This is a genomic window from Actinomadura geliboluensis (genome assembly GCF_043197915.1).
Lineage (GTDB): Bacteria > Actinomycetota > Actinomycetes > Streptosporangiales > Streptosporangiaceae > Spirillospora > Spirillospora geliboluensis.
The window spans coordinates 221,910-244,356 of the sequence record NZ_JBICUA010000005.1; the positions used below are offsets into that span (position 1 = coordinate 221,910).

The 22,447-nt window shown below is 73.1% G+C and carries 18 protein-coding genes; 14 read left to right on the plus strand and 4 right to left on the minus strand.

Going from position 1 to position 22,447, the window contains the following annotated elements; all coding sequences use genetic code 11:
* Window positions 1-19: 19 nt before the first annotated feature.
* Window positions 20-1,546 carry a D-alanyl-D-alanine carboxypeptidase/D-alanyl-D-alanine endopeptidase gene (dacB, locus tag ACGFI1_RS18575; protein WP_392786586.1) on the plus strand — a complete coding sequence of 509 codons (1,527 nt, stop codon included), beginning with the start codon at window positions 20-22 and terminating at the stop codon, window positions 1,544-1,546.
* A gap of 10 nt (window positions 1,547-1,556) precedes the next feature.
* Here the strand turns inward: dacB and ACGFI1_RS18580 are convergent, their stop codons facing one another.
* Window positions 1,557-2,126 carry a hemerythrin domain-containing protein gene (locus ACGFI1_RS18580; protein ID WP_392739572.1) on the minus strand — a complete coding sequence of 190 codons (570 nt, stop codon included), beginning with the start codon at window positions 2,124-2,126 and terminating at the stop codon, window positions 1,557-1,559.
* A 203-nt stretch (window positions 2,127-2,329) separates the two neighbouring features.
* Here ACGFI1_RS18580 and ACGFI1_RS18585 point away from each other — a divergent pair, with 203 nt between their 5' ends.
* From ACGFI1_RS18585 to ACGFI1_RS18640, 12 genes are all read left to right on the plus strand, one after another.
* Window positions 2,330-3,541 carry a hypothetical protein gene (locus tag ACGFI1_RS18585; RefSeq protein ID WP_138637065.1) on the plus strand — a complete coding sequence of 404 codons (1,212 nt, stop codon included), beginning with the start codon at window positions 2,330-2,332 and terminating at the stop codon, window positions 3,539-3,541.
* Window positions 3,542-3,714: 173 nt separating this feature from the next.
* Window positions 3,715-4,140 carry a hypothetical protein gene (locus tag ACGFI1_RS18590; protein WP_392739574.1) on the plus strand — a complete coding sequence of 142 codons (426 nt, stop codon included), beginning with the start codon at window positions 3,715-3,717 and terminating at the stop codon, window positions 4,138-4,140.
* Window positions 4,141-4,215: 75 nt separating this feature from the next.
* Window positions 4,216-6,279 (plus strand): MMPL family transporter, encoded by a 2,064-nt coding sequence (locus ACGFI1_RS18595; protein ID WP_392786588.1) that lies wholly within the window; start codon window positions 4,216-4,218, stop codon window positions 6,277-6,279.
* Between the two features lie 146 nt (window positions 6,280-6,425).
* Complete coding sequence (locus tag ACGFI1_RS18600) at window positions 6,426-10,130, plus strand: nitrate reductase subunit alpha (RefSeq protein ID WP_392786589.1); 3,705 nt, start codon at window positions 6,426-6,428, stop codon at window positions 10,128-10,130.
* Window positions 10,130-11,761, plus strand: coding sequence for a nitrate reductase subunit beta (gene narH, locus ACGFI1_RS18605; protein WP_392786590.1), 1,632 nt, complete (start codon window positions 10,130-10,132; stop codon window positions 11,759-11,761). Before ACGFI1_RS18600 ends, narH begins: the two co-directional genes overlap by 1 nt.
* Window positions 11,758-12,390, plus strand: a complete 633-nt coding sequence (narJ, locus tag ACGFI1_RS18610) for a nitrate reductase molybdenum cofactor assembly chaperone (RefSeq protein ID WP_392786591.1) — start codon at window positions 11,758-11,760, stop codon at window positions 12,388-12,390. The genes narH and narJ overlap by 4 nt, the downstream gene beginning before the upstream one ends.
* Window positions 12,387-13,142, plus strand: a complete 756-nt coding sequence (narI, locus tag ACGFI1_RS18615) for a respiratory nitrate reductase subunit gamma (RefSeq protein WP_386870431.1) — start codon at window positions 12,387-12,389, stop codon at window positions 13,140-13,142. The genes narJ and narI overlap by 4 nt, the downstream gene beginning before the upstream one ends.
* Before the next feature lie 37 nt (window positions 13,143-13,179).
* Complete coding sequence (locus tag ACGFI1_RS18620; protein ID WP_392786593.1) at window positions 13,180-14,202, plus strand: tellurite resistance/C4-dicarboxylate transporter family protein; 1,023 nt, start codon at window positions 13,180-13,182, stop codon at window positions 14,200-14,202.
* Window positions 14,203-14,302: 100 nt separating this feature from the next.
* A complete protein-coding gene (locus tag ACGFI1_RS18625; protein ID WP_386870434.1) occupies window positions 14,303-15,208 on the plus strand; it encodes an ABC transporter ATP-binding protein in 906 nt (301 codons plus the stop codon).
* 1 nt (window position 15,209) lies between these two features.
* A complete protein-coding gene (locus ACGFI1_RS18630) occupies window positions 15,210-15,950 on the plus strand; it encodes an ABC transporter permease (protein WP_386870436.1) in 741 nt (246 codons plus the stop codon).
* A 14-nt stretch (window positions 15,951-15,964) separates the two neighbouring features.
* Window positions 15,965-17,128, plus strand: a complete 1,164-nt coding sequence (locus tag ACGFI1_RS18635; RefSeq protein WP_392786595.1) for a sensor histidine kinase — start codon at window positions 15,965-15,967, stop codon at window positions 17,126-17,128.
* Complete coding sequence (locus ACGFI1_RS18640) at window positions 17,121-17,774, plus strand: response regulator (RefSeq protein WP_392786597.1); 654 nt, start codon at window positions 17,121-17,123, stop codon at window positions 17,772-17,774. Before ACGFI1_RS18635 ends, ACGFI1_RS18640 begins: the two co-directional genes overlap by 8 nt.
* Here the strand turns inward: ACGFI1_RS18640 and ACGFI1_RS18645 are convergent.
* A complete protein-coding gene (locus ACGFI1_RS18645) occupies window positions 17,771-18,358 on the minus strand; it encodes a TetR/AcrR family transcriptional regulator (protein WP_301174870.1) in 588 nt (195 codons plus the stop codon). The genes ACGFI1_RS18640 and ACGFI1_RS18645 overlap by 4 nt on opposite strands.
* 118 nt (window positions 18,359-18,476) lie before the next feature.
* On the opposite strand from ACGFI1_RS18645, the gene ACGFI1_RS18650 reads away from it, so the two are divergent.
* Window positions 18,477-20,615, plus strand: coding sequence for an MMPL family transporter (locus ACGFI1_RS18650; protein WP_392786598.1), 2,139 nt, complete (start codon window positions 18,477-18,479; stop codon window positions 20,613-20,615).
* A gap of 24 nt (window positions 20,616-20,639) precedes the next feature.
* Here ACGFI1_RS18650 and ACGFI1_RS18655 read toward each other — a convergent pair whose 3' ends face one another.
* Complete coding sequence (locus ACGFI1_RS18655; RefSeq protein ID WP_392786600.1) at window positions 20,640-21,272, minus strand: response regulator; 633 nt, start codon at window positions 21,270-21,272, stop codon at window positions 20,640-20,642.
* Entirely contained in the window at window positions 21,269-22,441 is a 1,173-nt protein-coding gene (locus ACGFI1_RS18660) for a sensor histidine kinase (protein WP_392786602.1), read from the minus strand. Before ACGFI1_RS18660 ends, ACGFI1_RS18655 begins: the two co-directional genes overlap by 4 nt.
* Window positions 22,442-22,447: the final 6 nt, after the last annotated feature.

Below are 22,447 nucleotides of genomic sequence, written 5' to 3' on the forward strand. Positions count from 1 at the left end.
GGGGCCTTACGCTCGGCTCATGCTCGGTCACCATGCGCGAATCCCGTCGGTCGTCATCGCCGGAGTCGTGGCGCTCACCGCGCCCGCAGTGCCCGCGCGGGCGGCCGCGCCGGGCGACCTGCGCACCGACCTCGACGCCATCCTCGCCGACCCGCGGCTCGACGGCGCGGCCGTCGGCGTGGTGGTGCGCGACGCCCGCAGCGGCGCGGTCCGGTACGCGCGCGGCGCCGGCACGCCCGTGCTGCCCGCCTCGAACCTGAAGCTCTACACCTCCAGCGCGGCGCTGTCGCTGCTCGGCACCGGGTACCGGTTCCGGACGAGCGTGCACGCCACCGCCGTGTCCGGTTCGTCCGTCAAGGGGGACCTGTACCTGAAGGGGACCGGTGACCCGACGACGCGGGCCGCCGACTACGACCGGCTCGCGGCCCAGGTCGCCGCGAAGGGCGTCCGGCGGGTGGAGGGCGACCTGGTCGCTGACGACACCTGGTTCGACGCCGTCCGGACCCCGTCCCACTGGGACCCGGACGACCTCCAGTACTACTACGCCGCGCCGATCTCCGCGCTGACGGTCTCGCCGAACGACGACTTCGACGCGGGGACGGTCGACGTGGCGGTGCGGCCCGGTGCGGTGGGCAAGCCCGTCCGGGTCGGGCTCAGCCCCGCCACCGGCGCCGTCAAGATCGCGAACAGGGCGGTGACGGGACGGGCCGGCTCGCCGTCCACGCTGGAGATCAACCGTGCCGTGGGGAGCGACACCATCGTGGTGAGCGGCTCGTATCCGGCGGATGCCGCGCCCCTCACCGAGCTGCGGACGGTCAGGAAGCCGACCATGTACGCGGCGGACGTCTTCCGGCGGGCGCTGCGGGCCCACGGCGTCCAGGTGAAGGGCGACGTCGAGCGCGGCCGGACGCCCGCGGGCGCCACCGTGCTCGCGTCCCGCGCGTCCATGCCGCTGTCGCGGCTGATGGTCCCGTTCCTCAAGCTCAGCAACAACATGATCGCCGAGATCCTGGTCAAGGCGATCGGGCGGAAGGCCGCGGGCCAGGGCAGCTGGGACGCGGGGCTCCCGGTGATCGAGCGGTACGCGCGCTCCCTCGGCGTCCCGTCCGACCGGCTGGAGATGGCCGACGGGTCGGGGCTGTCCCGGCGCGACCGCACCACCGCCGGGGACGTCAGCACCCTCCTCGAACGGGTGCGGACGGCGCCGTGGTTCCCGTCCTGGTATCGGGCGCTGCCCGTCGCCGGCGACCCCGACCGGACGGCCGGCGGCACCCTCGCCTCGCGCATGCGCGGCACGCCCGCCGCCGGGAACGTGCACGCCAAGACCGGCACCCTCACCGGCGCCACGGCGCTGTCGGGCTACGTGACCGGCCCCGCCGGGCGCCCGCTGGTGTTCTCGGTGATCCTCAACGGCTACCCGGGCGGCGCGCCCAAGGACGTCGAGGACCGGATCGCCGTCCGCCTCGCCGGCGGCACCCCGCCGCCCGCACGGCGGCGCTCCGGCACGGGCCAGCGGCTCGAATGCTCGTGGGCCGGGAGCTGCTGAGCGCCGCGCGTCAGCCCTTGCGGGCGTCGCGGATCATGTCGCGGACGCGGTCCACCACGGCCGCCATCGGGCCGACGAGCATGTTCTTGGCCGCCGACTCGGTGCCCGGACGCGGATGCGTCGGCGCGGTCGCCTCGGCCGCGCGGACGGCGGCGGCGAAGCCCTTGAGCTGCGCGGGGCTGAACTGGACCTTGAGCCGGTCGAACTCGTAGCGCTCCTCGGCGCGGGCGTGCGTCAGCACGTCCATGCGCAGCTTGTCGATCGACTTCATGAACCGCGGGTCGTCGAGGGACATGCCGTCCAGCTCCGCGAGCAGCTCCTTGGCCTCGCGCTCCTCGGCCAGCCGGTCGTCCACGATCCCGTCGCCGCCCGGCAGGCTCCGCGCCGCCGGGTGGACGATCTCCTCCTCGGCCGTCTCGTGGATCGCCAGCAGCCGCACCAGCTGCCGGAACGCCTCCTCGCGGGCGCTCCCCTCGCTGTGCATCACCTCGTCGAACAGGTCCCTGATCCGGCCGTGCTGGGCGCGCAGCAGGTCGACGACGTCCTCGGTGGTCTCGGCATCGGCGGGTGTGGTCTGCATCTGTCTTCCCCGGTCCCTCGGTGAACGGCCGCCCGGACGGCGGCCGTCCGGTGCGGGTACCCCCGGCCGGGCCCGGTAAGCGACTCGCGGCGAAGCCTGGGCAAAGAATTGTCGGGCGACGGGGAGAGCCGTGCGGAACCGGATCGCGCGGGTAGGGGCCGACCGCCGGACCACCCGAAACATCCGCAGGAAAGGTGAGCCTCTTGGCCTTCAACCCGCTCGAACACCGCGGCATCCCGCTGGACGACCAGCTGCGCAACTGGGCGCAGCTCGACGTCGCCCCGATCGACCCCGACGAGTCCGATCCCTACACCAAGTGCCGCATCATCACGATGAACGGCATCGAGGTGGAGGCGATCATGTTCAGCCACCACTTCGCCCGGGTCTGCCCCGACATCGAGGTCAAGCAGCAGCTCGCGAGCGTCCGCTACATCGAGGCGCAGCAGCAGAAGGTCGTCAACTGGCTGCTGCCCGGCCAGGCGTCGGTGCTGGAGACGACCCTGTCCTACGAGCAGGTCGCCGTCGACCTGACCGGCTGGGTCGCGCGGATGGAGCCCGACCCCTACCTCAAGCAGTCGTACAACTTCGGGCTGCTGGAGGACTTCGACCACCTGTACCGGTACGCGAACCTGTACGAGATCATCGAGCACCGCAAGGCCGAGAAGGTCATCGACCAGCTCACCGAGGTCATGCCGGGACGGCCCGGCTACCAGCAGCACCGCGACCCGGTCGACAACGTCCGGCAGCCCTACGACCGCGAGGCCGCCGCGCCGATCTCCAAGCTGCACGCGCTGACCATCATGTCGGCCGAGCAGCAGACGATGAACTTCTACATGAACATGGGCCCGCTCTACATGGAGCCGATCGCCCGGCAGCTCTACCAGGAGATCGGGCTGGTGGAGGAGGAGCACGTCACGCACTACGAGTCGCTGGTCGACCCGGGCGAGACGTGGTGGGAGCGGCTCGTCAACCACGAGTACAACGAGTGCTACCTGTACTACTCCTTCATGCAGACCGAGACCGACCCGCGGATCAAGAACATCTGGGAGCTCCACCTGAACATGGAGCTGGAGCACCTGCGGATCGCGTGCGACCTGATGCGCCGCCACGACGGCCGCGACCCCGAGTCGGTGCTGGCGCCGGCGCTGCCGGAGCCGGTCACGTTCGAGCCGAACAAGGAGCTGGTCCGCGAGCTGCTCGCCACCCAGATCGACTGGACGACGCTCGGCACCGGCTTCGTCCAGGAGGCGCACCAGCGGTTCGAGGCGTACCAGGACAGGATCAACGCCGAGCGGGGCGCGCAGGAGCGCGTCATCGACGAGCACCGCGACAAGTTCGGCGACGAGTACCGGCTGGAGACCGAGGGCCCGCACCCCGTCCAGCGGCTCCGCGACAAGCCCGCTCCGCGCCCCTGACCGAGCCTGACCGCCTCCGATCCACCCTGACCGCCCCTGGCCGCGGGAACGGCCGTACTCTGGCGCATGGGCGCCGGCAGACCGGGCACATGACGCAACGACCCGTGTTCCGGCCCGGGCCCATCGGCCGGGAGGGTCACCGGCCTGGAGCATGTTCATGATCGGAGAGGCACATGAGCACCGTTCCCGCGCCCACCATTCCGGAGCCGGCGCTGCACATCGGCCGCTGGCAGCTGCCGGGCGGGCGGATCGCGGCGGGCAACGTCCGGGGCATCGTCCGGGGCGCGCTGCAGTCGTGGGGTCTCGGCCCGGCCGCGGGGAGCCTCAGCGACCGCGTGGCGCCGCTGGTCCAGGACGTCGTCGCGCGGGCGGCGACCCGCTGCCGCGGCCCGCTCGTCCTGCGGCTGGAGCTGCACCAGCCGGCCCGGCTGCTGCTGGGTGAGATCCACGACTCCGCCGCCGACCGGTCCGGCCCCGGAGCGCATCTCGCCGCTATCGCGGTCACCTACGGCAGGCGGCTCGGCCGCGGCGGCTCGGCCGCCTGGTACACGCACGCCTTCGTGTGGCCGACCGTCCCCGCCCCCGCGGGCGGTGCCTGACCGGCGCGCCCGGCCGGGGGCGGCGGCCCGGCGCGGACCATGTTTCGCCGTACCCTCCGGGGAAGGGACGCGATCATGTCCGCATCGCGTGCCGTCCGCTGGGTCCTGCCGGCGGTGCTGCTGCTGGTCTGGCTGCTGATCGGCGGCACGCTCGGCCCGTACGCGGGCAAGCTCGGCCAGGTCGCCACCAACGAGCAGTCGTCGTTCCTGCCGCAGAGCGCCGAGTCGACGCGGGTGCTCGACGAGGAGGCCGCGTTCGAGAATGACCGGACCATCCCCGCCATCGTCGTGTGGACGGCCAATGACGGCAGGATCTCGCCCGAGCAGGTCGCGGCGGCGCAGCGCGCGCTCGGCTCGCTGGGCGGCGTCCCGTTCGTCACGGGCGCGCCGTCGCCGGTGGTGCCGTCGGAGGACGGCGCGGCGCTGACCGGCGTCGTCCAGGTCGAGTCCGACGTCGGCGAGCACAGCGTCGACACCATCGACCGCATCCGCGGCACCGCCGCGCAGGTCCCGGGCAGCCGCGCCTACGTCGCCGGGCCCGCCGCCACCCAGGCCGACCTCGCGGACGCGTTCTCCGGCATCGACACCCTGCTCATCGGGGTGGCCGTCATCGTCGTCCTGCTGATCCTGCTGCTGGTCTACCGCAGCGTCCTGCTGCCCTTCCTGATCATCTTCGGATCGGTGTTCGCCCTCGGGCTCGCCAGCGGGATCGTCTACTACCTGGCGAAACGCGGCACGGTGACGGTGGACGGCCAGGTGCAGGGCATCCTGTCGATCCTCGTCATCGGCGCCTGCACCGACTACGCGCTGCTGCTGTCGGCCCGGTTCCGCGAGGAGCTCGCCCGCGGCCACGACCGGGCCGACGCGATGCTGGCCGCGTGGCGCCGCTCCGCCGGGGCCATCGCCGCCAGCGCCTGCACGGTGGCCCTCGGCCTCATCGCCCTGCTGCTCAGCGACCTGTCGAACAACCGGGCACTGGGACCGGTCGGCGCCATCGGCATCGCCTGCGCGCTGCTGAGCGCGCTCACCTTCCTACCCGCCGTTCTGGTCCTGCTGGGACGGTCGGTCTACTGGCCCGCCCGCCCGCATCCCGACCGCGCCCGCGGGACCGGGCATCCGGTGTGGGAGCGGATCGCGCGCCTGCTGGCCCGCCACCCGCGCCGCGTGTGGGCCGCCTCCCTGCTCGTGCTGATCGCGTTCGCCGCGTTCATGCCGACGCTGCGCACGGAAGGGGTGCCGCTGAGCGAGACGTTCGTCGGCGAGGCGTCGTCGGTCACGGCGCAGGACGTCCTCAACGCGCACTACCCCGGCGGGGCGGGCAACCCGGCGGTCGTCCTCACCAATGCCGGGGCGCTGCCGCAGGTCGTCCGCACGGCGGACCGGACGGAGGGCGTCTCGAACGTCATGCCGCGCACCGAGGGAGGGGCGCCGCTCGTCGTGGACGGCCGCGCCCTCGTGGACGTCACGCTCACGGCCGCCGCCGACACCGCCGCCGCCCGCGACGCCGTCGGACGCCTCCGGGACGGCCTGCACGCGGTGCCCGGCGCGGACGCCATCGTCGGCGGCTACACCGCGCAGCAGGCCGACACCCTCGCCGCCGCCGAGCGCGACCGCACCGTCATCCTGCCGGTCGTCCTCGCCATCATCGTGGTCATCCTGGTGCTGCTGCTGCGCTCCCTCGCGATGCCGCTGCTGCTGGTCGCGACGGTCGCGCTCAACTACCTGGCGACCCTCGGCATCGCCGCGCTGGTCTTCCAGCACCTGCTCGGCTTCACCGCCACCGACCCGTCGGTGCCGCTCTACGGGTTCGTGTTCCTCGTCGCGCTCGGCGTCGACTACAACATCTTCCTGATGACCCGCGCGCGCGAGGAGTCGCTGCAGCACGGGCCGCGCGAGGGCGTCCTGCGCGGCCTCACCGTGACCGGCGGCGTCATCACCTCGGCGGGCGTGGTCCTCGCCGCCACCTTCGCCGCCCTCGTCGTGATCCCGCTGGCGTTCCTCGTGCAGATCGCGTTCATCGTCGCGTTCGGCGTGCTGATGGACACGCTCGTCGTCCGGTCGCTGCTGGTGCCGGCCCTCGTCCGCGACGCGGGCCCGTACGCGTGGTGGCCGGGCGCCCTGTACCGGTGGCGCCCCTGACGGGTGCCCGCGACCGTCGCGTACCCACCGGGGCATGTTTGCGTCGAGGTTCGGTATAGGGGGCGGCCCGGCGGTTGGGGACGGCGCGGGCGCGGGTAGGCGTGATCGCGCACGCACTCCAGGGGCCGCGAGGCGAGGTGGTCGGCATGTCATCGGACCGCAGGTTGCTTGCGCCCTTGCTGCCCAAGGGCGAGCCGGTCGAGGGGCTCCTGCGGGGCGCGCAGTTCTTCGTGCCGGGGACGCCGTCCGCGGACTACCGGGAGGTGCACCGGGAGGGCGGGCGCGGCGCCGAGGAGTTCTACCGGGAGCGGTGGCGGCACGACAAGGAGGTGCGGTCCACGCACGGCGTGAACTGCACGGGCTCGTGCTCGTGGAAGGTGTACGTCAAGGACGGCATCATCACGTGGGAGACCCAGGAGACCGACTACCCGTCGGTCGGGCCCGACTCGCCGGAGTACGAGCCGCGCGGCTGCCCGCGCGGGGCCGCGTTCTCCTGGTACACCTACTCGCCGTCGCGGGTGCGGTACCCGTACGTGCGCGGGCCGCTCCTCGCGCTGTGGCGGGAGGCGCGGCGGCGGACGAGCGACCCCGTGGCCGCCTGGGCGGAGATCACCGGCGACCCGGAGCGGACGGCCGCCTACAAGGGGGCGCGGGGCAAGGGCGGGTTCGTGCGGTCGTCGTGGCCGGAGGTCACCGAGCTGATCGCCGCCGCCCACGTGCACACGATCAAGGAGTACGGGCCGGACCGGGTCGTGGGGTTCTCCCCGATCCCGGCGATGTCGATGGTGTCGTACGCGGCCGGCACCCGGTTCCTGTCCATGATCGGCGGGACGGTGCTGTCGTTCTACGACTGGTACGCCGACCTGCCGATCGCGTCGCCCCAGGTGTACGGGGACCAGACCGACGTCCCCGAGTCCGGCGACTGGTGGAACGCGTCCTACCTCGTCATCTGGGGTACGAACCTGCCGATCACCCGGACGCCCGACGCGCACTTCATGACCGAGGCCCGGTACCGGGGGCAGAAGGTCGTGGTCGTCTCGCCGGACTTCTCCGACCACACCAAGTTCGCGGACGACTGGCTCGCGGCGGCGCCCGGAACGGACGGCGCGCTGGCGATGGCGATGGGCCACGTGGTGCTCACCGAGTTCTTCCGCGACCGGCAGGTGCCGTACTTCACCGAGTACGTGAAGACCTACACCGACCTGCCGTTCCTGGTGACGCTGGAGGAGCACGGGGACGCCGTCCGTCCGGGCAAGTTCCTCACCGCCGGCGAGCTGGGGGACGCCGGTGAGGGCGCCGCGCACAAGCCCGTCCTGCTCGACGCGCGCACCGGAGAGCCGGTGGCGCCGAACGGGACGCTCGGCTTCCGGTACACCGAGTCCGGGCAGGGCCGCTGGAACCTGGAGCTGGGCGACGTCGATCCGGTGCTGACCCTGTACGGGCGGCACGAGGACGCGCGGCCGGTCGACCTGCCGCGCTTCGACACCGGCGAGACCGAGGGCGGGACGGTCGTCCGGCGCGGGGTGCCGGTGGCGCGGGTCGGCGGGCGGCTGGTCGCGACGGTGTTCGACCTGCTGATGGCGCAGTACGCGGTGCCGCGCGACGGGCTCCCCGGCGAGTGGCCGGACGGCTACGGCGACGCCGCGCACCCGTACACGCCCGCGTGGCAGGAGGAGGTCACGTCCGTCCCGGCCGCGGCGGCGGCCAGGGTGGCGCGGGAGTTCGCGCGCAACGCCGAGCTGTCGCGGGGCCGGTCGATGATCTGCATGGGCGGCGGGACGAACCACTGGTACCACTCCGACCAGATCTACCGGGCGTTCTTCACGCTGACGATGCTGTGCGGCTGCCAGGGCGTGAACGGCGGCGGCTGGGCGCACTACGTCGGGCAGGAGAAGGTGCGGCCGCTGACCGGCTGGCAGCAGGCGGCGTTCGCGCTGGACTGGCAGCGCCCGACCCGGCACATGACCGGCACGTCGTTCTTCTACCTGCACACCGACCAGTGGCGGTACGAGACGTTCGGGCCGGGGGAGATGTCCGGCCCGCTGAGCCGGGGCCTGTTCCGGGGCCGGACGTTCGCCGACTGCGTCGCGCAGGCGTCCCGGCTCGGCTGGACGCCGTCGCATCCGGGGTTCGACCGCAACCCGCTCGACCTCGCCGACGAGGCCGCGGCGGCGGGACGTCCCGTCGCGGAGCACGTGGTCGACGAGCTGAAGGCCGGCCGGCTGAAGTTCGCCTGCGAGGACCCCGACGCGCCGCGGAACTGGCCCCGCGTGATGACGATCTGGCGGGCGAACGTCCTCGGCTCGTCCGGCAAGGGCATGGAGTACTTCATGCGGCACCTGCTCGGCACGGACGACGCCGTCCGGGCCGAGGAGTCGCCGCCCGGCCTGCGCCCCGCCGAGGTGGCCTGGCGGGACGAGGCGCCGCGCGGCAAGCTCGACCTGCTCACCACCATCGACTTCCGGATGACGAGTTCGTGCACGTACGCGGACGTCGTGCTCCCGGCCGCCACCTGGTACGAGAAGCACGACCTGTCCAGCACCGACATGCACCCGTTCGTGCACTCGTTCAACCCGGCGATCGCGCCGCCGTGGGAGTCGCGCACCGACTTCGACGCGTTCCGGCTCATCGCGGAGGAGTTCTCCCGGCTCGCCGCCGGGCGCCTCGGCACCCGCACCGACGTGGTCCCGGTGCCGCTGATGCACGACAGCGCGGACGAGACCGCGCAGCCGGGCGGCCGCGTCCTCGACTGGAAGGCGGGCGAGTGCGAGCCCGTCCCCGGCGTGAGCATGCCGCGCCTGGTGACGATCGAGCGCGACTACGCGGCAGTGGCGGAGAAGATGGCCGCGCTCGGCCCGCTGGTCGAGACGCTCGGCACGTCCACCAAGGGCGTCTCGCTGGTGCCGTCGGAGGCGGTCGCCTACCTGCGCGAGACGAACGGCGTCGTGCGCGGCGGTGTGGCCGACGGGCGTCCCTCCCTGGCGCTGGACCTGCACATGGCCGAGGCGATCCTCGCGCTGTCGGGCACCACGAACGGGCACGTCGCCATGCAGGGCTGGCGCGACCTGGAGAAACGGACGGGCGTCGCCCTCGCCGACCTCGGCGAGGAGCGCGCCGGGGAGCGCATCTCCTTCAGCGACACGGTGGTGCAGCCGCGCCCGGTCTTCGCCAGCCCGGAGTGGTCCGGGATCGAATCGGGCGGACGCCGGTACTCGCCGTTCACCGTCAACGTCGAACGCAAGAAGCCCTGGCACACGCTGACCGGCCGCATGCACTTCTTCCTCGACCACGACTGGATCCACGAGTACGGCGAGGCGCTGCCGACGTACCGGCCGCCGCTCACCTACGCCCGCCACTACTCCGGCGAGCTGGGGCTGCGGGACGAGGGCCGGCCCGAGGTCACCGTCCGGTACCTCACGCCGCACTCCAAATGGTCGATCCACTCCGAGTACCAGGACAACCTGCACATGCTGCGGCTGTTCCGGGGCGGACCGGTCATCTGGATGAGCCCCGCCGACGCCGCGACGATCGACGTGCGCGACAACGACTGGATCGAGGCGTACAACCGCAACGGCGTGGTCGCCTGCCGGGCCGTCGTCACCCACCGGATGCCGCGCGGCACGGTCTTCATGTACCACGCCATGGACCGGCACCTGATGACCCCGAAATCGGAGATCTCCGGCTGGCACGGCGGCTCCGACAACTCCCTCACCCGGCTCGTGGTGAAGCCGACGCACCTGATCGGCGGCTACGGCCAGTTCAGCTACGGGTTCAACTACTACGGCCCCACCGGCAGCCAGCGCGACGAGGTCGCCGTCATCCGCAGGAGGTCCCAGGAGGTGCGGTTCTGATGCGTCCCATGGCGCAGGTCGCGATGGTGATGAACCTCGACAAGTGCATCGGCTGCCACACCTGCTCGGTCACCTGCAAGCAGACCTGGACCAACCGTCCCGGCACCGAGTACGTGTACTTCAACAACGTCGAGACCAAGCCCGGCCTCGGCTACCCGCGCCGGTACGAGGACCAGCACCAGTGGAAGGGCGGCTGGACGCTCGACGGCAAGGGCCGGCTCCAGCTCAAGGCGGGCGGGCGGCTGCGCAGGCTGCTGTCCATCTTCTACAACCCCGACCTGCCGACGATCGACGACTACGGCGACCCGTGGACGTACGACTACCAGACGGTGATCGACGCCCCGCTCGGCACGCAGAACCCGAGCGCGCACTCCATCTCCGCGCTCACCGGCCGCGACATGTCGCCGCGCTGGGGCAGCAACTGGGACGACGACCTCGCGGGCGCCCCCGAGCACGCCCTCGGCGACCCCGACCTCGCCGGCATCGAGGACCGGGTCCGGATGGAGTTCGAGCAGGTCTTCATGTTCTACCTGCCGCGCATCTGCGAGCACTGCCTCAACCCGTCCTGCGTGGCGTCCTGCCCGTCCGGCGCGATGTACAAGCGGGCGGAGGACGGCATCGTCCTCGTCGACCAGGACCGGTGCCGGGGCTGGCGGTTCTGCGTGTCCGGCTGCCCGTACAAGAAGGTCTACTTCAACCACCGCACCGGCAAGGCGGAGAAGTGCACGCTGTGCTTCCCGCGCATCGAGGGCGGGCAGCCCACCATCTGCGCCGAGACCTGCGTCGGACGGCTCCGCTACCTCGGGCTGTTCCTGTACGACGCCGACAAGGTCACCGAGGCCGCGGCGACGCCGAACGAGCAGGACCTGTACGAGGCGCAGCTGTCGGTGTTCCTCGACCCGTCCGACCCGGAGGTGCGGAGGGCGGCGGCCGACGCGGGCATCCCCGCCGACTGGATCGACGCCGCGCGGCGCTCCCCGGTCTACTCGCTGGCCGTCCGGCACCGGGTGGCGCTGCCGCTGCATCCGGAGTACCGGACGCTGCCGATGGTCTGGTACATCCCGCCGCTGTCCCCGGTCGCCGACGTCGCGCACTCCGCCGGGTACGGCGACGCCGACCCCGACCGGGTGTTCGCCACCATCGACGAGCTGCGCATCCCCATCGAGTACCTCGCCAACCTGTTCACGGCGGGGGAGACGGGGACCGTCCGGAACGTGCTGCGCAAGCTCGCCGCCGTCCGCGCCGTGCAGCGCGCCGGGCAGCTCGGGCTCGACCTCGCCGAGGACCTGCCCGCGTCCGTCGGATCCACCCCGGACGACCTGGACGACCTGTACCGCCTCCTCGCCATCGCCAAGTACGAGGACCGCTACGTCATCCCGAAGGCGCACGCCGAGGACGCCGGACGGCTCATGGCCCAGCACGAGCAGCTGTTCTGCAGCCTCGACGGCGACGGCGGCCCCGGCATGGGCGGGCACGGGCCGGCGTCCGACGTGGAGAGCTTCCATCCGGGCGAGGTGCGCGGCGGCGCGGGCACGTTCCGGGCCGATGACGGCAGGACGCACTTCAACCTGCTCGGCTGGGACGGCCGCGGCGACGCCCCCCACCTCTTCCCGGAAGGGGACGCCCGGTGAGCGAGAGGGCGGGCCAGGCGTACAAGCTCGCCTCCGTGCTGCTCCAGTACCCGACCGTGGCGCTGTTCGAGGGGCTCGACCGGCTCGACGCCGCCGCGTCCGGGACCCGGCCGAAGGCGTCCCGCGAGGCGTTCGCGCGGTTCCTCGGCTGGCTGCGCGCCACCGAGCCGACCGAGGTCGCGCAGCACTACGTCGAGACGTTCGACCTGCGGCGCCGCTGCGCCCTCTACCTCACCTACGCCCGGCACGGCGACACCCGCAAGCGCGGGATGGCGCTGCTGGCGTTCAAAACCGCGTACCGGGTCGCGGGGTTCGCGCCGTCCGACGACGAGCTGCCGGACTACCTGCCGCTCGTCCTCGACTTCGCGGCGCTCGCCCCGGACGGCGAGAAGCTGCTCCGCCGGCACCGCGCCGACCTGGAGCTGCTGCGCACCGCCCTGCACGACGCGGGCACCCCCTACGCCGACCTCGTCGAGGCGGTGTGCGCGCGGCTGCCGCGCCCCGGCCGCCGCGACCTCGCGCTCGTCCGGCGGGCGCGGGAGCAGGGTCCCCCCGAGGAGGAGGTGGGGCTCGCGCCGTTCGCCCCGCCGGAGTACCTGGACGGAACCGGAGCGGGGGCTCGGCGATGACCGACGCGATGACCAGCGGCGACCTGTGGTGGTGGGTGATCCTGCCCTACGCGGCGATGATCGTCTTCGTGGTGGGGCACATCTGGCGGTGGCGCTACGACCAGTTCGGCTGGACGAGCCGCTCCACGCAGCTGCAGGAGCGCCGCCTCCTCAAATGGGGCGCGCCGCTGTTCCACTACGCCACGTTCGCCGCCATCGCGGGGCACGTCATCGGCATCCTCATCCCGAAGTCGTTCACCGAGTGGCTCGGCATCCCCGAGCGCGCGTACACGCTGTTCTCCGGCATCGCCGGGTCGGTCGCGGCGATCGGCGTGCTCGTCGGCGCCGGCATCCTGATCTTCCGCCGGATGGGGGTGCCGCGCGTCCGGGCGACGACCAGCGCGGTCGACTACCTCGCGCTGATCCTGCTCGGCATCATCAGCGTCCTCGGCATCTACCTGACGCTCGGCGTGCAGCAGTTCGGGGGCGGCTACGACTACCGCAACACGGTGTCCCCGTGGTTCCGCAGCCTGTTCGTCGGCTCGCCGGACCACCGCGCGATCGGCGCGGCGCCGATCATGTACCAGGTGCACGCCACCGCCGCCTGGATGATCTTCGCGGTGTGGCCGTTCAGCCGGCTCGTCCACGCGTGGAGCATCCCGCTGTGGTACCTGTGGCGCCCCTACGTCGTGTACCGCGACCGCCGCGCCGCCCCACCCCCCGAACCGGGGACCGGGGGACGGAAGTGGCGCAAGATCGGCGTACCGTACTGATGTGAAAGGCGTGCGCCGGGCGGCTGTGAGACAGGCGGTGGCGAGTCTCAATCCGGGGTACTTCGCGCTGGTGATGGGGACCGGGATCGTCTCGATCGGCGTCCACACGAACGGGCTGGAGACGCTCTCCCACGCGCTGATGTGGCTGGCCATCGCGTGCTATGCCGTGCTCGTCGCGGCGACCGCGTGGCGGGCCGTCGCGTACCGCGCCGAGCTGCGCGCCGACTTCACCGACCCGGCCCGCGGCTTCGGGTTCTTCACCTTCGTCGCGGGCACCGACGTGCTCGGCACCCGCATCGCCGGGACGGGCGAGCACGGCATCGCGTTCGCGCTGCTCGCCGTCGGCGGCATCGGCTGGATCGTGCTCGGCTACGTCGTGCCGTGGACGGCGGTGCTCGGCCGCGAGGACCGGCCCGTCATCGCCGGCGCCAACGGCACCTGGTTCATCTGGGTGGTCGCCAGCCAGTCCGTCGCGGTGCTCGCGGCGGCACTGGAGCCGGTCAGCTCGGTGCGCTCCGAACTCGCGCTCGTCGCCGTCTGCTCCTGGTCGGTCGGCGCGATCCTGTACGCCGCCGCGGGCGTGTTCGTCGCCGCGCGGATGCTGATGTACCCGCTGAGCCCGAAGGACCTGACCCCGCCCTACTGGGTCGCCATGGGCGCCACCGCCATCACCGTCGTGGCCGGGGCCCGGATCGTGGAGATGGCCGACGCGCCGATGGTGAACGCCACCCGCGGCCTGATCGCCGGGACCAGCGTCGTCTTCTGGGCGTTCGGCAGCTGGCTGATCGTCCCGCTGGTCGCGGCCGGGGTGTGGCGGCACGCCGTCCACCGCGTCCCGCTCCGGTACGAGGCGACGCTGTGGAGCATCGTGTTCCCCCTCGGCATGTACGGCGTCGCGGGCCAGTACCTCGGCGTCGCCGACGACCTCCCCGCGGTCGAGTGGATCGGCAGGCACGAGATGTGGGTGGCGGTCGCGGCGTGGACGCTCGCGTTCGCCGCGATGATCGTCCACCTGGGCCGGACGCTGGTCTGGCCCCGACCGGCGGCCGCCGAGTCGTAGCCCTCGGGAAGGTCGTAGCCCGGCATCATCCGATCGGCTGATGCCGGGACGAGCGGGCCGGGCGATGTGCGCGGGCGGCGCCCGCCGGGATGCTCGAAGCATGCCGATCATCGAAGTCAACGGCCTGCGCAAGGTCTACGGCGGCCGTCCCGTGGTGGACGACGTCACGTTCGCCGTCGAGGAAGGGGAGATCTTCGGGATCCTCGGCCCCAACGGCGCCGGGAAGACGACGACCGTCGAGTGCCTGGAGGGGCTGCGCGAGCCCGACGCGGGCGCCGTCCGCGTCGCCGGGCTCGACCCGCGCACCGAGCGCGGGGAGCTGACCCGGATCCTCGGCGTCCAGCTCCAGGAGAGCGAACTCCAGGAGAAGCTGACCGTGCGCGAGGCGCTGGAGCTCTACAGCGCCTTCTACCCGGACCCGGCGGACTGGCGCGAACTCGCCGAGCGCCTCGGCATCACCGGCAAGCTCGCCGGCCGCTTCGGCAAGCTGTCCGGCGGCCAGAAGCAGCGCCTGTTCATCGCCCTCGCCCTCATCGGCCGCCCCCGGATCGTCGTCCTGGACGAGCTGACCACCGGACTCGACCCGCGCGCCCGCCGCGACACCTGGCAGCTGATCGAGGACGTCCGGGGCTCCGGCGTCACCGTCCTGCTCGTCACGCACTTCATGGAGGAGGCCCAGCGCCTCTGCGACCGGATCGCGGTGTTCAAACAGGGCCGCGTCGCGGCGCTCGACACCCCCGCCGGGCTGATCCGGCGCAGCGCCGGCGGCACCGTGCTCTCCTTCACCCCGTCCCGGCCCCTCGACGACGGCGAGCTGACCGGGCTGCCCGAGGCCACGACCTTCGAGCTGCGGGACGGCCGGGTCACCGTGCACGGCACCGACGCGACCGTCAACGCGGTCATCTCGCTGCTCGCCCGCCGCCAGATCACCGCCCACCAGCTGCGGATCACCGATTCCACGCTGGACGACGCCTTCCTCGAACTCACCGCAGAGCAGGAGAACTGACGTGTCCGCGTCCACCGCCGTCCTCAGGGCCGAAGCCCGGCTCTTCTCCCGCGAGCCGTTCAGCCTGTTCTGGATCGTCGCCTTCCCGACCGTGCTGCTGACGATCCTCGGGCTGATCCCGTCGTTCCGGGAGCCGGACCCCTCGCTCGGCGGCAACCGGGTCATCGACCTGTACGTCCCGGTCAACGTGCTGCTCGCGCTGATCATGGCGGGGATCCAGGCGCTGCCGCCCGTCCTGTCCGGGTACCGGGAGCGCGGCATCCTGCGCCGCATGTCGACCACGCCGGTGCGGCCGGGCTCGCTGCTGGCCGCGCAGATCGTCCTGCACTTCGCCGCCGCGCTGGGGTCGGCGCTGCTGGTCGTCGCCGTCGGCCGGATCGCCTTCGGCGTGGCGCTGCCCGGCCAGGTGCCCGGCTATCTGCTGGCGCTGCTGCTCGGCGCCCTCAGCGCCCTCGCGCTGGGCGCGGCGGTCACGGCGGTCACGCCGACCACCAAGGCCACCACCGTCGTCGGCTCGGTCGTGTTCTTCCCGGCGATGTTCCTCGCGGGGGTGTGGGTGCCGGTCCAGGCCATGCCCGACCTGCTGCAGGACGTCGTAGAGTACTTCCCGTTCGGGGCCGCGTCGCAGGCCCTCAACCAGGCCGCCGAGGGCGGCTGGCCCGACTGGGCGCACCTGGGCGTCACCGCGGGGTGGGCCGCCGTCCTGATCGCCGCCGCCGTTCGCTGGTTCCGCTGGGAGTAGGGAAAACTGGGGCAATGGCGACAATCCAGGAGCAATGGGAACGGTTCTATCGCTGGGGACCGTTCGCCCTGCTGCCGCTCGCGACCTTCCTGGCCCTGCTCATCCGCGACATGGTCATGTCGGTGGCGGAGGAGCGGGCGGCGGCGGCCCTCCTGGTCACCGCGCTGGCGCTCCAGATCCTGCACGCCGGGCGGAAGATCCCGGGGCCCGTCTACTTCTGGACGCGGACCGCCCTCGCCTTCGCCATGTCCTGGCTGAACCCGTTCTTCTCCGTCTACGCCGTGCTCGGGTACTTCGACTCCCAGCACTTCCTGAGCCGGCGCTGGGCCATGGCCGGGGCGTTCGTCACCGCGGTCACCATGGCGGGCGCGCAGTCGGGCGGGCTGCCGCCGCAGAGCCCCGGCCAGGCGGCCGGGTTCGCCGGGCTCCTCGTCCTGAACAGCGGGCTGATCGTCGTCTTCGGCGCCCTCGCCGACCGGGAGGCCGAGCGCACCCGCGTCCAGGACGAGACGATCGCCGAACTCGAACGGACCAACGCCCGGCTGGAGCAGGCCCTCGCCGAGAACGCCGGCCTCCAGGCCCAGCTCCTCGTCCAGGCCCGCGAGGCCGGCGTCAGCGACGAGCGCCGCCGGCTGGCCGCCGAGATCCACGACACCATCGCGCAGGGCCTCGCGGGCATCATCACCCAGCTCCAGGCCGCCGAGGACAGCGAGCACGTCCGCCGCGCCACCGACCTCGCCCGCGCGAGCCTGCGCGAGGCCCGCCGGTCCGTGCAGGACCTCGCGCCCGCCGACCTGGAGCACGGCACGCTCCCCGAGGCGCTGAAGAAGGCCACCGAGGGCCGGGCCCGGTTCACCGTCACCGGCACGGTCGAGCCGCTGCACGACGAACTGGAGGCCGCGCTGCTGCGCATCGCCCAGGAGGCCCTCGCCAACGCCGCCCGCCACGCTCACGCCGAACGCGTCGGCGTGACCCTCTCCTACATGGATGACGAGGTGACCCTGGACGTCCGCGACGACGGCCGCGGCTTCACCGTCGCCGCCCGCCCGTCCGGCGGCTTCGGGCTGACCGCCATGCGCGAGCGCGCCGAGCGCGTCGCCGGCACCCTGGAGGTCGAGTCCGAGCCCGGCCGGGGCACGGCCGTGTCCGCCCGCGTACCGTTGATCCGCCATGCCTGACGCCGCCGCCGAGAACACCGCTGACATCACCTTGCTGATCGTGGATGACCACCCGGTCGTGCGGGACGGCCTGCGCGGCATGTTCGCCGCCGCCCCCGGGTTCGCGGTGCTGGCCGAGGCCGCCGACGGCCGCGAGGCCGTGGCGCTCGCCGCGGAACTCCGGCCCGACGTCGTCCTCATGGACCTGCGGATGCCCGGCGGAGGCGGCGTCGAGGCCATCTCCGAGCTCACCCGGCGCGGGCTGCCCTGCAAGGTGCTCGTCCTCACCACCTACGACACCGACACCGACACGATCCCGGCGATCGAGGCGGGCGCGACCGGCTACCTGCTGAAGGACGCCCCGCGCGACGAGCTGTTCGACGCCGTCCGCGCCGCCGCCGAGGGCCGGACCGTGCTGTCCCCGGCCATCGCGGCCCGGCTGGTCTCGCGGGTGCGCGACCCGCGCGGCGGCGGCTCGCTGAGCGCCCGCGAGCTGGAGGTGCTGCGGCTGGTGGCGCGCGGCACCGGCAACCGGGAGATCGCCGCCGAGCTGTTCATCAGCGAGGCCACGGTCAAGACCCACCTCACGCACATCTACGCGAAGCTGGACGTCAACGACCGGGCCGCGGCCGTGGCCACCGCCTACGAGAGGCACCTGCTGCCCTAACCGGGCTCCTCGGGCGGGCCGTCGATGATGGCCTTGATCGCGCTGATGGTGAAGTCGGTGACGGCTGCGGGGTCCTTGCCCGCGTCGATGGCGCGGACGGCGGTGTCGACCAGTGACTGGACGGCGCTTTGCAGCAGGTCGGGGTGCCGGACGTCCAGTTCCTCGACGGACCCGCTGAGCAGGGCCTCCAGGTCGCGGTGCAGCGCCATGATGCGGGCCGTGCCCTCGGGAGAGAGCGACGCGCGGGCCAGGCCGACGCGCCATTTGTGGTCGCCGCCGGAGCCCTCGGCGATGTTGGCGCGGGCGTAGGCGAGGACCCGCTCCGCCGGGGTGGGCGCCGCGTCGACCGCCCGCCGGACGGCCTCGGTCCAGCGCGGGAAGTCGCGGGCGACGACGGCCTCGATCAGCTCGTCGACCGTGTCGACGTACTTGTAGACGCTGGACCGGGCGATGCCGACCCGGCGCGCCACGGCGCCCACGGTGAGCCCGGCGCCCTCGCGCAGGATCTCCTCGGCCGCGTCGACCAGCGCCGCCTCCATCCGGCTGCGGTGCTCCCGGACGGTCGGCGCGTTGATCTTCGGCACCCCGTCGCCTCCGCTTCCCCCACCCCCGGACGGCCCATCGACCGGGCCCGGATATGGTATCCGCAGTTATAGCGACACCCTGTTTCCAAAACTCCCCGTCCCCATGATGAAGGTGCCCATGTCGGCTCTGCTGCGGGCGATGCTCGCCTCCAAACGCTCGGCGGCCCTCACGGTCGCGCTCTGGATCGTCCTGACCGGTGCCCTGGCCGGGCTGGCCCCCGACCTGAAATCGGTGCAGGACAACTCGTCGGCGAACAGCGCCCCGGCGGCCAGCGACTCGTCGGTCGCGCAGCGGGAGCTGGAGCGGGCCTTCCCCGGCAGCGACGCCCTCCCGGCCGTCGTGGTCGTGAAAGCCGAGGACGGCCCGGCCGCCACCGCCGCCGTGACCCGCGCCGCCGGTGCGGCGGGGGAGGGGTTCGGCATGCCGGTGTCCCCGGTGTGCGGCCAGGACGGGACGAAGCCCGGCACCGACTGCGTCCCCGGCGGCGACGGCCTGACCTCGGCGGACGGCAAGACGCGCGTCGTGATCGTCCCCGTCACCGGCGACCCGACCGGTGACGCGTTCGAGGACGCCGTCGCCGGTCTCCGGACGGCCGTCAAGGACGCCGCCCCGGCGGCGACGGTCGCGGTGACCGGCCCCGCCGGGATCATCGTCGACACCGTGAAGGTCTTCTCCAGCGGGGACAAGGTGCTGCTGCTCGGCACCGTCCTGCTCGTCCTGGTGATCCTGCTGGTCGTCTACCGGTCGCCGCTGCTGGCCCTCGTGCCGCTGCTCGCGGTGGGCGTGGCCATGCGCGTCACCGAGACGCTCGGCGCCCTGCTCGCCGACGCGGGCGCCATCACCGTCAGCTCGCAGACCGCGTCGATCATGACCGTGCTGCTGTTCGGGGTCGGCACCGACTACGCCCTGATCATCACCAGCCGGTACCGGGAGGCGCTCGCCGACGCCCCCGACCGGTTCGCCGCCATGCGGGCGGCGCTGCGCGGGACGGCGGAGTCGGTGCTGGCCAGCGCGTCCACCATCGTCCTCGCCATGTTCGCGCTGCTGGCCCTGGTGTCCCCGGCGCTGCGCGGGTTCGGGCCCTACCTGGCGCTCGGCGTCGCGGTGATGGCGGTCGTCGCCTTCACCTTCATCCCGGCGGCCGTCCTGCTGCTCGGGCGCGCGGTGTTCTGGCCGTTCTCCGAGGCGGCGATGGTGCGGCGCGCGACCGGCGGGGGTATCTGGCGGCGCGCCGCGGACCTGGTCGTCGTCGCGCCGCGCCGCGTCCTCGCGGGCACCCTCGTCCTGCTGGCCGTGCTCTGCCTCGGCATGACCGGCTACAAGGAGAGCTTCGACTTCGTCAGCGGGTTCCGGGTCGGCACCGACTCGGCCGCCGGGCAGCGCATCATCGACCGGGACCTCGGCCCGGGGGAGATCGCGCCGTCCACCCTGCTCGTGCGCGGCACGGGCATCACCCCCGGCCAGGCTGAGGCCGTCCGGGCGAAGATCGCCCCGCAGGCGGCGCGGACGGCGTTCGACCCGTCCCGTGACATCGCGCCCGGCGGCGGGGCCGCGCGGATCACGGTCGTCCTGAAGGACAACCCCTACTCGCCCGCCGCGATGGACGCCGTCGACCCGCTCAGGTCGACGGCCGCCGCAGCCGCCCGGGACGCCGGGATCGCGCGGGCCCGGGTGCTCGTCGCCGGGCCCACCGCCGATACCGCCGACATCAAGTCGGCGCTCGACCGGGACATGCTGGTCCTCGTCCCGCTGGTGCTGCTGATCGTCGGGGCGGTGCTGGCCGGGCTGCTGCGGTCGGTGCTCGCGCCGCTGTACCTGCTCGCCACGCTCGTCCTGTCGTTCCTGGCCACGCTCGGGCTGACCGTCGCGATCACCGTCTGGCTGGGCGGGGACCTCGGCATCGGCAACCGGGTCACCGCCTACGTGTTCATCTTCCTGGTGTCGCTCGGCGTCGACTACAACATCTTCATCATGAGCCGGTACCGGCAGGAGGCCGCGCACAAGCCGCCGGTGGAGGCGCTGCGCGCGGCGATCACCCGGACGGGCGGCGTGGTGTCCTCGGCCGGGCTGATCCTCGCCGGGACGTTCGCGGTGCTGATGACGCAGCCGATCCGCGAGCTGTACCAGTTCGGCATGGCGATGGCGATCGGCATCCTGCTGGACACGTTCGTCGTCCGGCCGCTGCTGGTCCCGGCGATCGTGCGGCTGCTCGGCGACCGGGCGCTGTGGCCGCGCCGCCCCGCCGTCCAGAGCTGATCGGGAGGGGCTGATCAGGAGGGATCAGGACGGGCGGATCAGCCCGCGGCGGGTCGCGGCGGCGACCGCCGCGGTGCGGGAGTCGACGCCGAGCTTGGCGTAGATGTGCACCAGATGCGTCTTGATCGTGGTCTCGCTGAGGAACAGCCGCTTGCTGATCTGCCGGTTCGACAGCCCCTCGGTGACCAGGCCGAGGACGTCCAGCTCCCGCGCGGTGAGGGTGGCCGCCGGGGTCCGCATGCGGCCGAGCAGCCGGGACGCGACGCTCGGCGCGAGCGCGCTGTCCCCGGCGGCGGCCGACCGGATCGCGGCGAACAGCCGGTCCGGCGGGGCGTCCTTGAGCAGGTAGCCGGTGGCGCCCGCCTCGATCGCGGCGAGGATGTCGGAGTCGGTGTCGAACGTGGTCAGCACGAGGACGCGCGGCGCGTCCGGCCCGGCGGTGATGCGGCGGGTGGCCTCGCCGCCGTGGATGCCCGCGCCGAGCCGCAGGTCCATCAGGACGACCGACGGCTTCAGCCGCCGCGCCTCCGCGACGCCCTCCTCGCCCGTCGCCGCCTCGCCGACCAGCTCGAAGTCGGGCTGGTCGGCGAGCATCGCGCGGATGCCGGAGCGCACCACCGGGTGGTCGTCCACGAGCAGGATCCTGATCGGGCTCATGCGCCGCCCCCGTCGCCGGCCGGTACCGGGAGGGACGCCACGACGGCGGTGCCCTCGTCCTCCGCGGACTCGACCTCCAGCGTGCCGCCGAGCGCGCGGGCCCGCTCCCGCATCGCCCGCAGGCCGTAGCCGTCGACCGGCGCCGCCGGGTCGAAGCCGCGGCCGTCGTCGTAGACGTCCAGCACCACCATGTCGTCGAGGTAGGTCAGCGTGACGCCGACGTTGCCGGCGCCGGAGTGCTGCGCGGCGTTGCCGAGCGCGCCCTGCGCGATGCGGACCAGCGCCACCTCGTACTCGGTGGGCAGCTCCAGCGGCTCGCCGGATGTCTCGAACCGCATCCGGGACGCCGACCGCGCCGCCGCCGACTCGGTGATCCGGCGGAGCGCGTCGGTGAGCGACGACCGCTCCAGCACGGGCGGCGCCAGCTCCCGCACGAAGTTGCGGGCCTCCGCGAGGTTCTCCGCCGCCGCCTCCTCGGCCTCCGCGAGCCGGCCCCGGGCGGTGTCGCGGTCGGAGTCGAGGTCGCGCTGCGCGGCGCGCAGCAGCAGGATGATGCTCGACATGCCCTGCGCGAGCGTGTCGTGGATCTCCCGCGCCAGCCGTTCCCGCTCGGTGAGCCGCGCCGCGTCCGACTCCGCCCGGACGAGCCGCTCCCGGGTCCGCACGAGGTCGTCGATCAGCAGCCGGCGCTCCTCGCTCTCCCGGTAGAGCGCCTGGTAGGCGAGCGCCATCAGGGTCGCGACGGCCGCTCCGACGCTCGGCCCGACGACCTCCGCGAGCGTGACCCCGTCGCCGTGCCAGGCGACCGCGCCGATCGCGGCCGCCGTCAGCAGCACCACGCCGGGCAGCGCCCAGGCGAGCCGCAGCAGGTGGACGTACAGGAAGAACAGCGGGAAGGCCAGCCACACGAAGGCGGGGGACGTGAGCGCCAGCGCCGCCCACCCGGCGGTGAGCACCGCCAACCACGCCCGCGCCGGCCCGAGCCGGGGACGGTGCCGCGTGCCCTGGACGATCCCGCTCGCGTACACCGCGCCCAGCAGGAGCCCGCCCGCCAGCACCGGGCCGTCCCGCAGGCTGCGCGCCAGGGCGATCGCGAGCAGGACCACGAAGGTGCCGTGCATGGCCCAGGCGAGCAGGCGCATCGCCGGGGAGAACGGATCGTTCCTCATTTCTCA

Excerpts from the sequence above, each read along its gene's own strand:
- dacB (WP_392786586.1), top strand. The coding sequence starts at position 20 with ATGCTCGGTCACCATGCGCGAATCCCGTCGGTCGTCATCGCCGGAGTC.
- ACGFI1_RS18580 (WP_392739572.1), bottom strand. The coding sequence starts at position 2,126 with ATGCAGACCACACCCGCCGATGCCGAGACCACCGAGGACGTCGTCGAC.
- ACGFI1_RS18590 (WP_392739574.1), top strand. The coding sequence starts at position 3,715 with ATGAGCACCGTTCCCGCGCCCACCATTCCGGAGCCGGCGCTGCACATC.
- ACGFI1_RS18595 (WP_392786588.1), top strand. The coding sequence starts at position 4,216 with ATGTCCGCATCGCGTGCCGTCCGCTGGGTCCTGCCGGCGGTGCTGCTG.
- ACGFI1_RS18600 (WP_392786589.1), top strand. The coding sequence starts at position 6,426 with ATGTCATCGGACCGCAGGTTGCTTGCGCCCTTGCTGCCCAAGGGCGAG.
- narH (WP_392786590.1), top strand. The coding sequence starts at position 10,130 with ATGCGTCCCATGGCGCAGGTCGCGATGGTGATGAACCTCGACAAGTGC.
- narI (WP_386870431.1), top strand. The coding sequence starts at position 12,387 with ATGACCGACGCGATGACCAGCGGCGACCTGTGGTGGTGGGTGATCCTG.
- ACGFI1_RS18625 (WP_386870434.1), top strand. The coding sequence starts at position 14,303 with ATGCCGATCATCGAAGTCAACGGCCTGCGCAAGGTCTACGGCGGCCGT.
- ACGFI1_RS18635 (WP_392786595.1), top strand. The coding sequence starts at position 15,965 with ATGGCGACAATCCAGGAGCAATGGGAACGGTTCTATCGCTGGGGACCG.
- ACGFI1_RS18640 (WP_392786597.1), top strand. The coding sequence starts at position 17,121 with ATGCCTGACGCCGCCGCCGAGAACACCGCTGACATCACCTTGCTGATC.
- ACGFI1_RS18650 (WP_392786598.1), top strand. The coding sequence starts at position 18,477 with ATGTCGGCTCTGCTGCGGGCGATGCTCGCCTCCAAACGCTCGGCGGCC.
- ACGFI1_RS18655 (WP_392786600.1), bottom strand. The coding sequence starts at position 21,272 with ATGAGCCCGATCAGGATCCTGCTCGTGGACGACCACCCGGTGGTGCGC.
- ACGFI1_RS18660 (WP_392786602.1), bottom strand. The coding sequence starts at position 22,441 with ATGAGGAACGATCCGTTCTCCCCGGCGATGCGCCTGCTCGCCTGGGCC.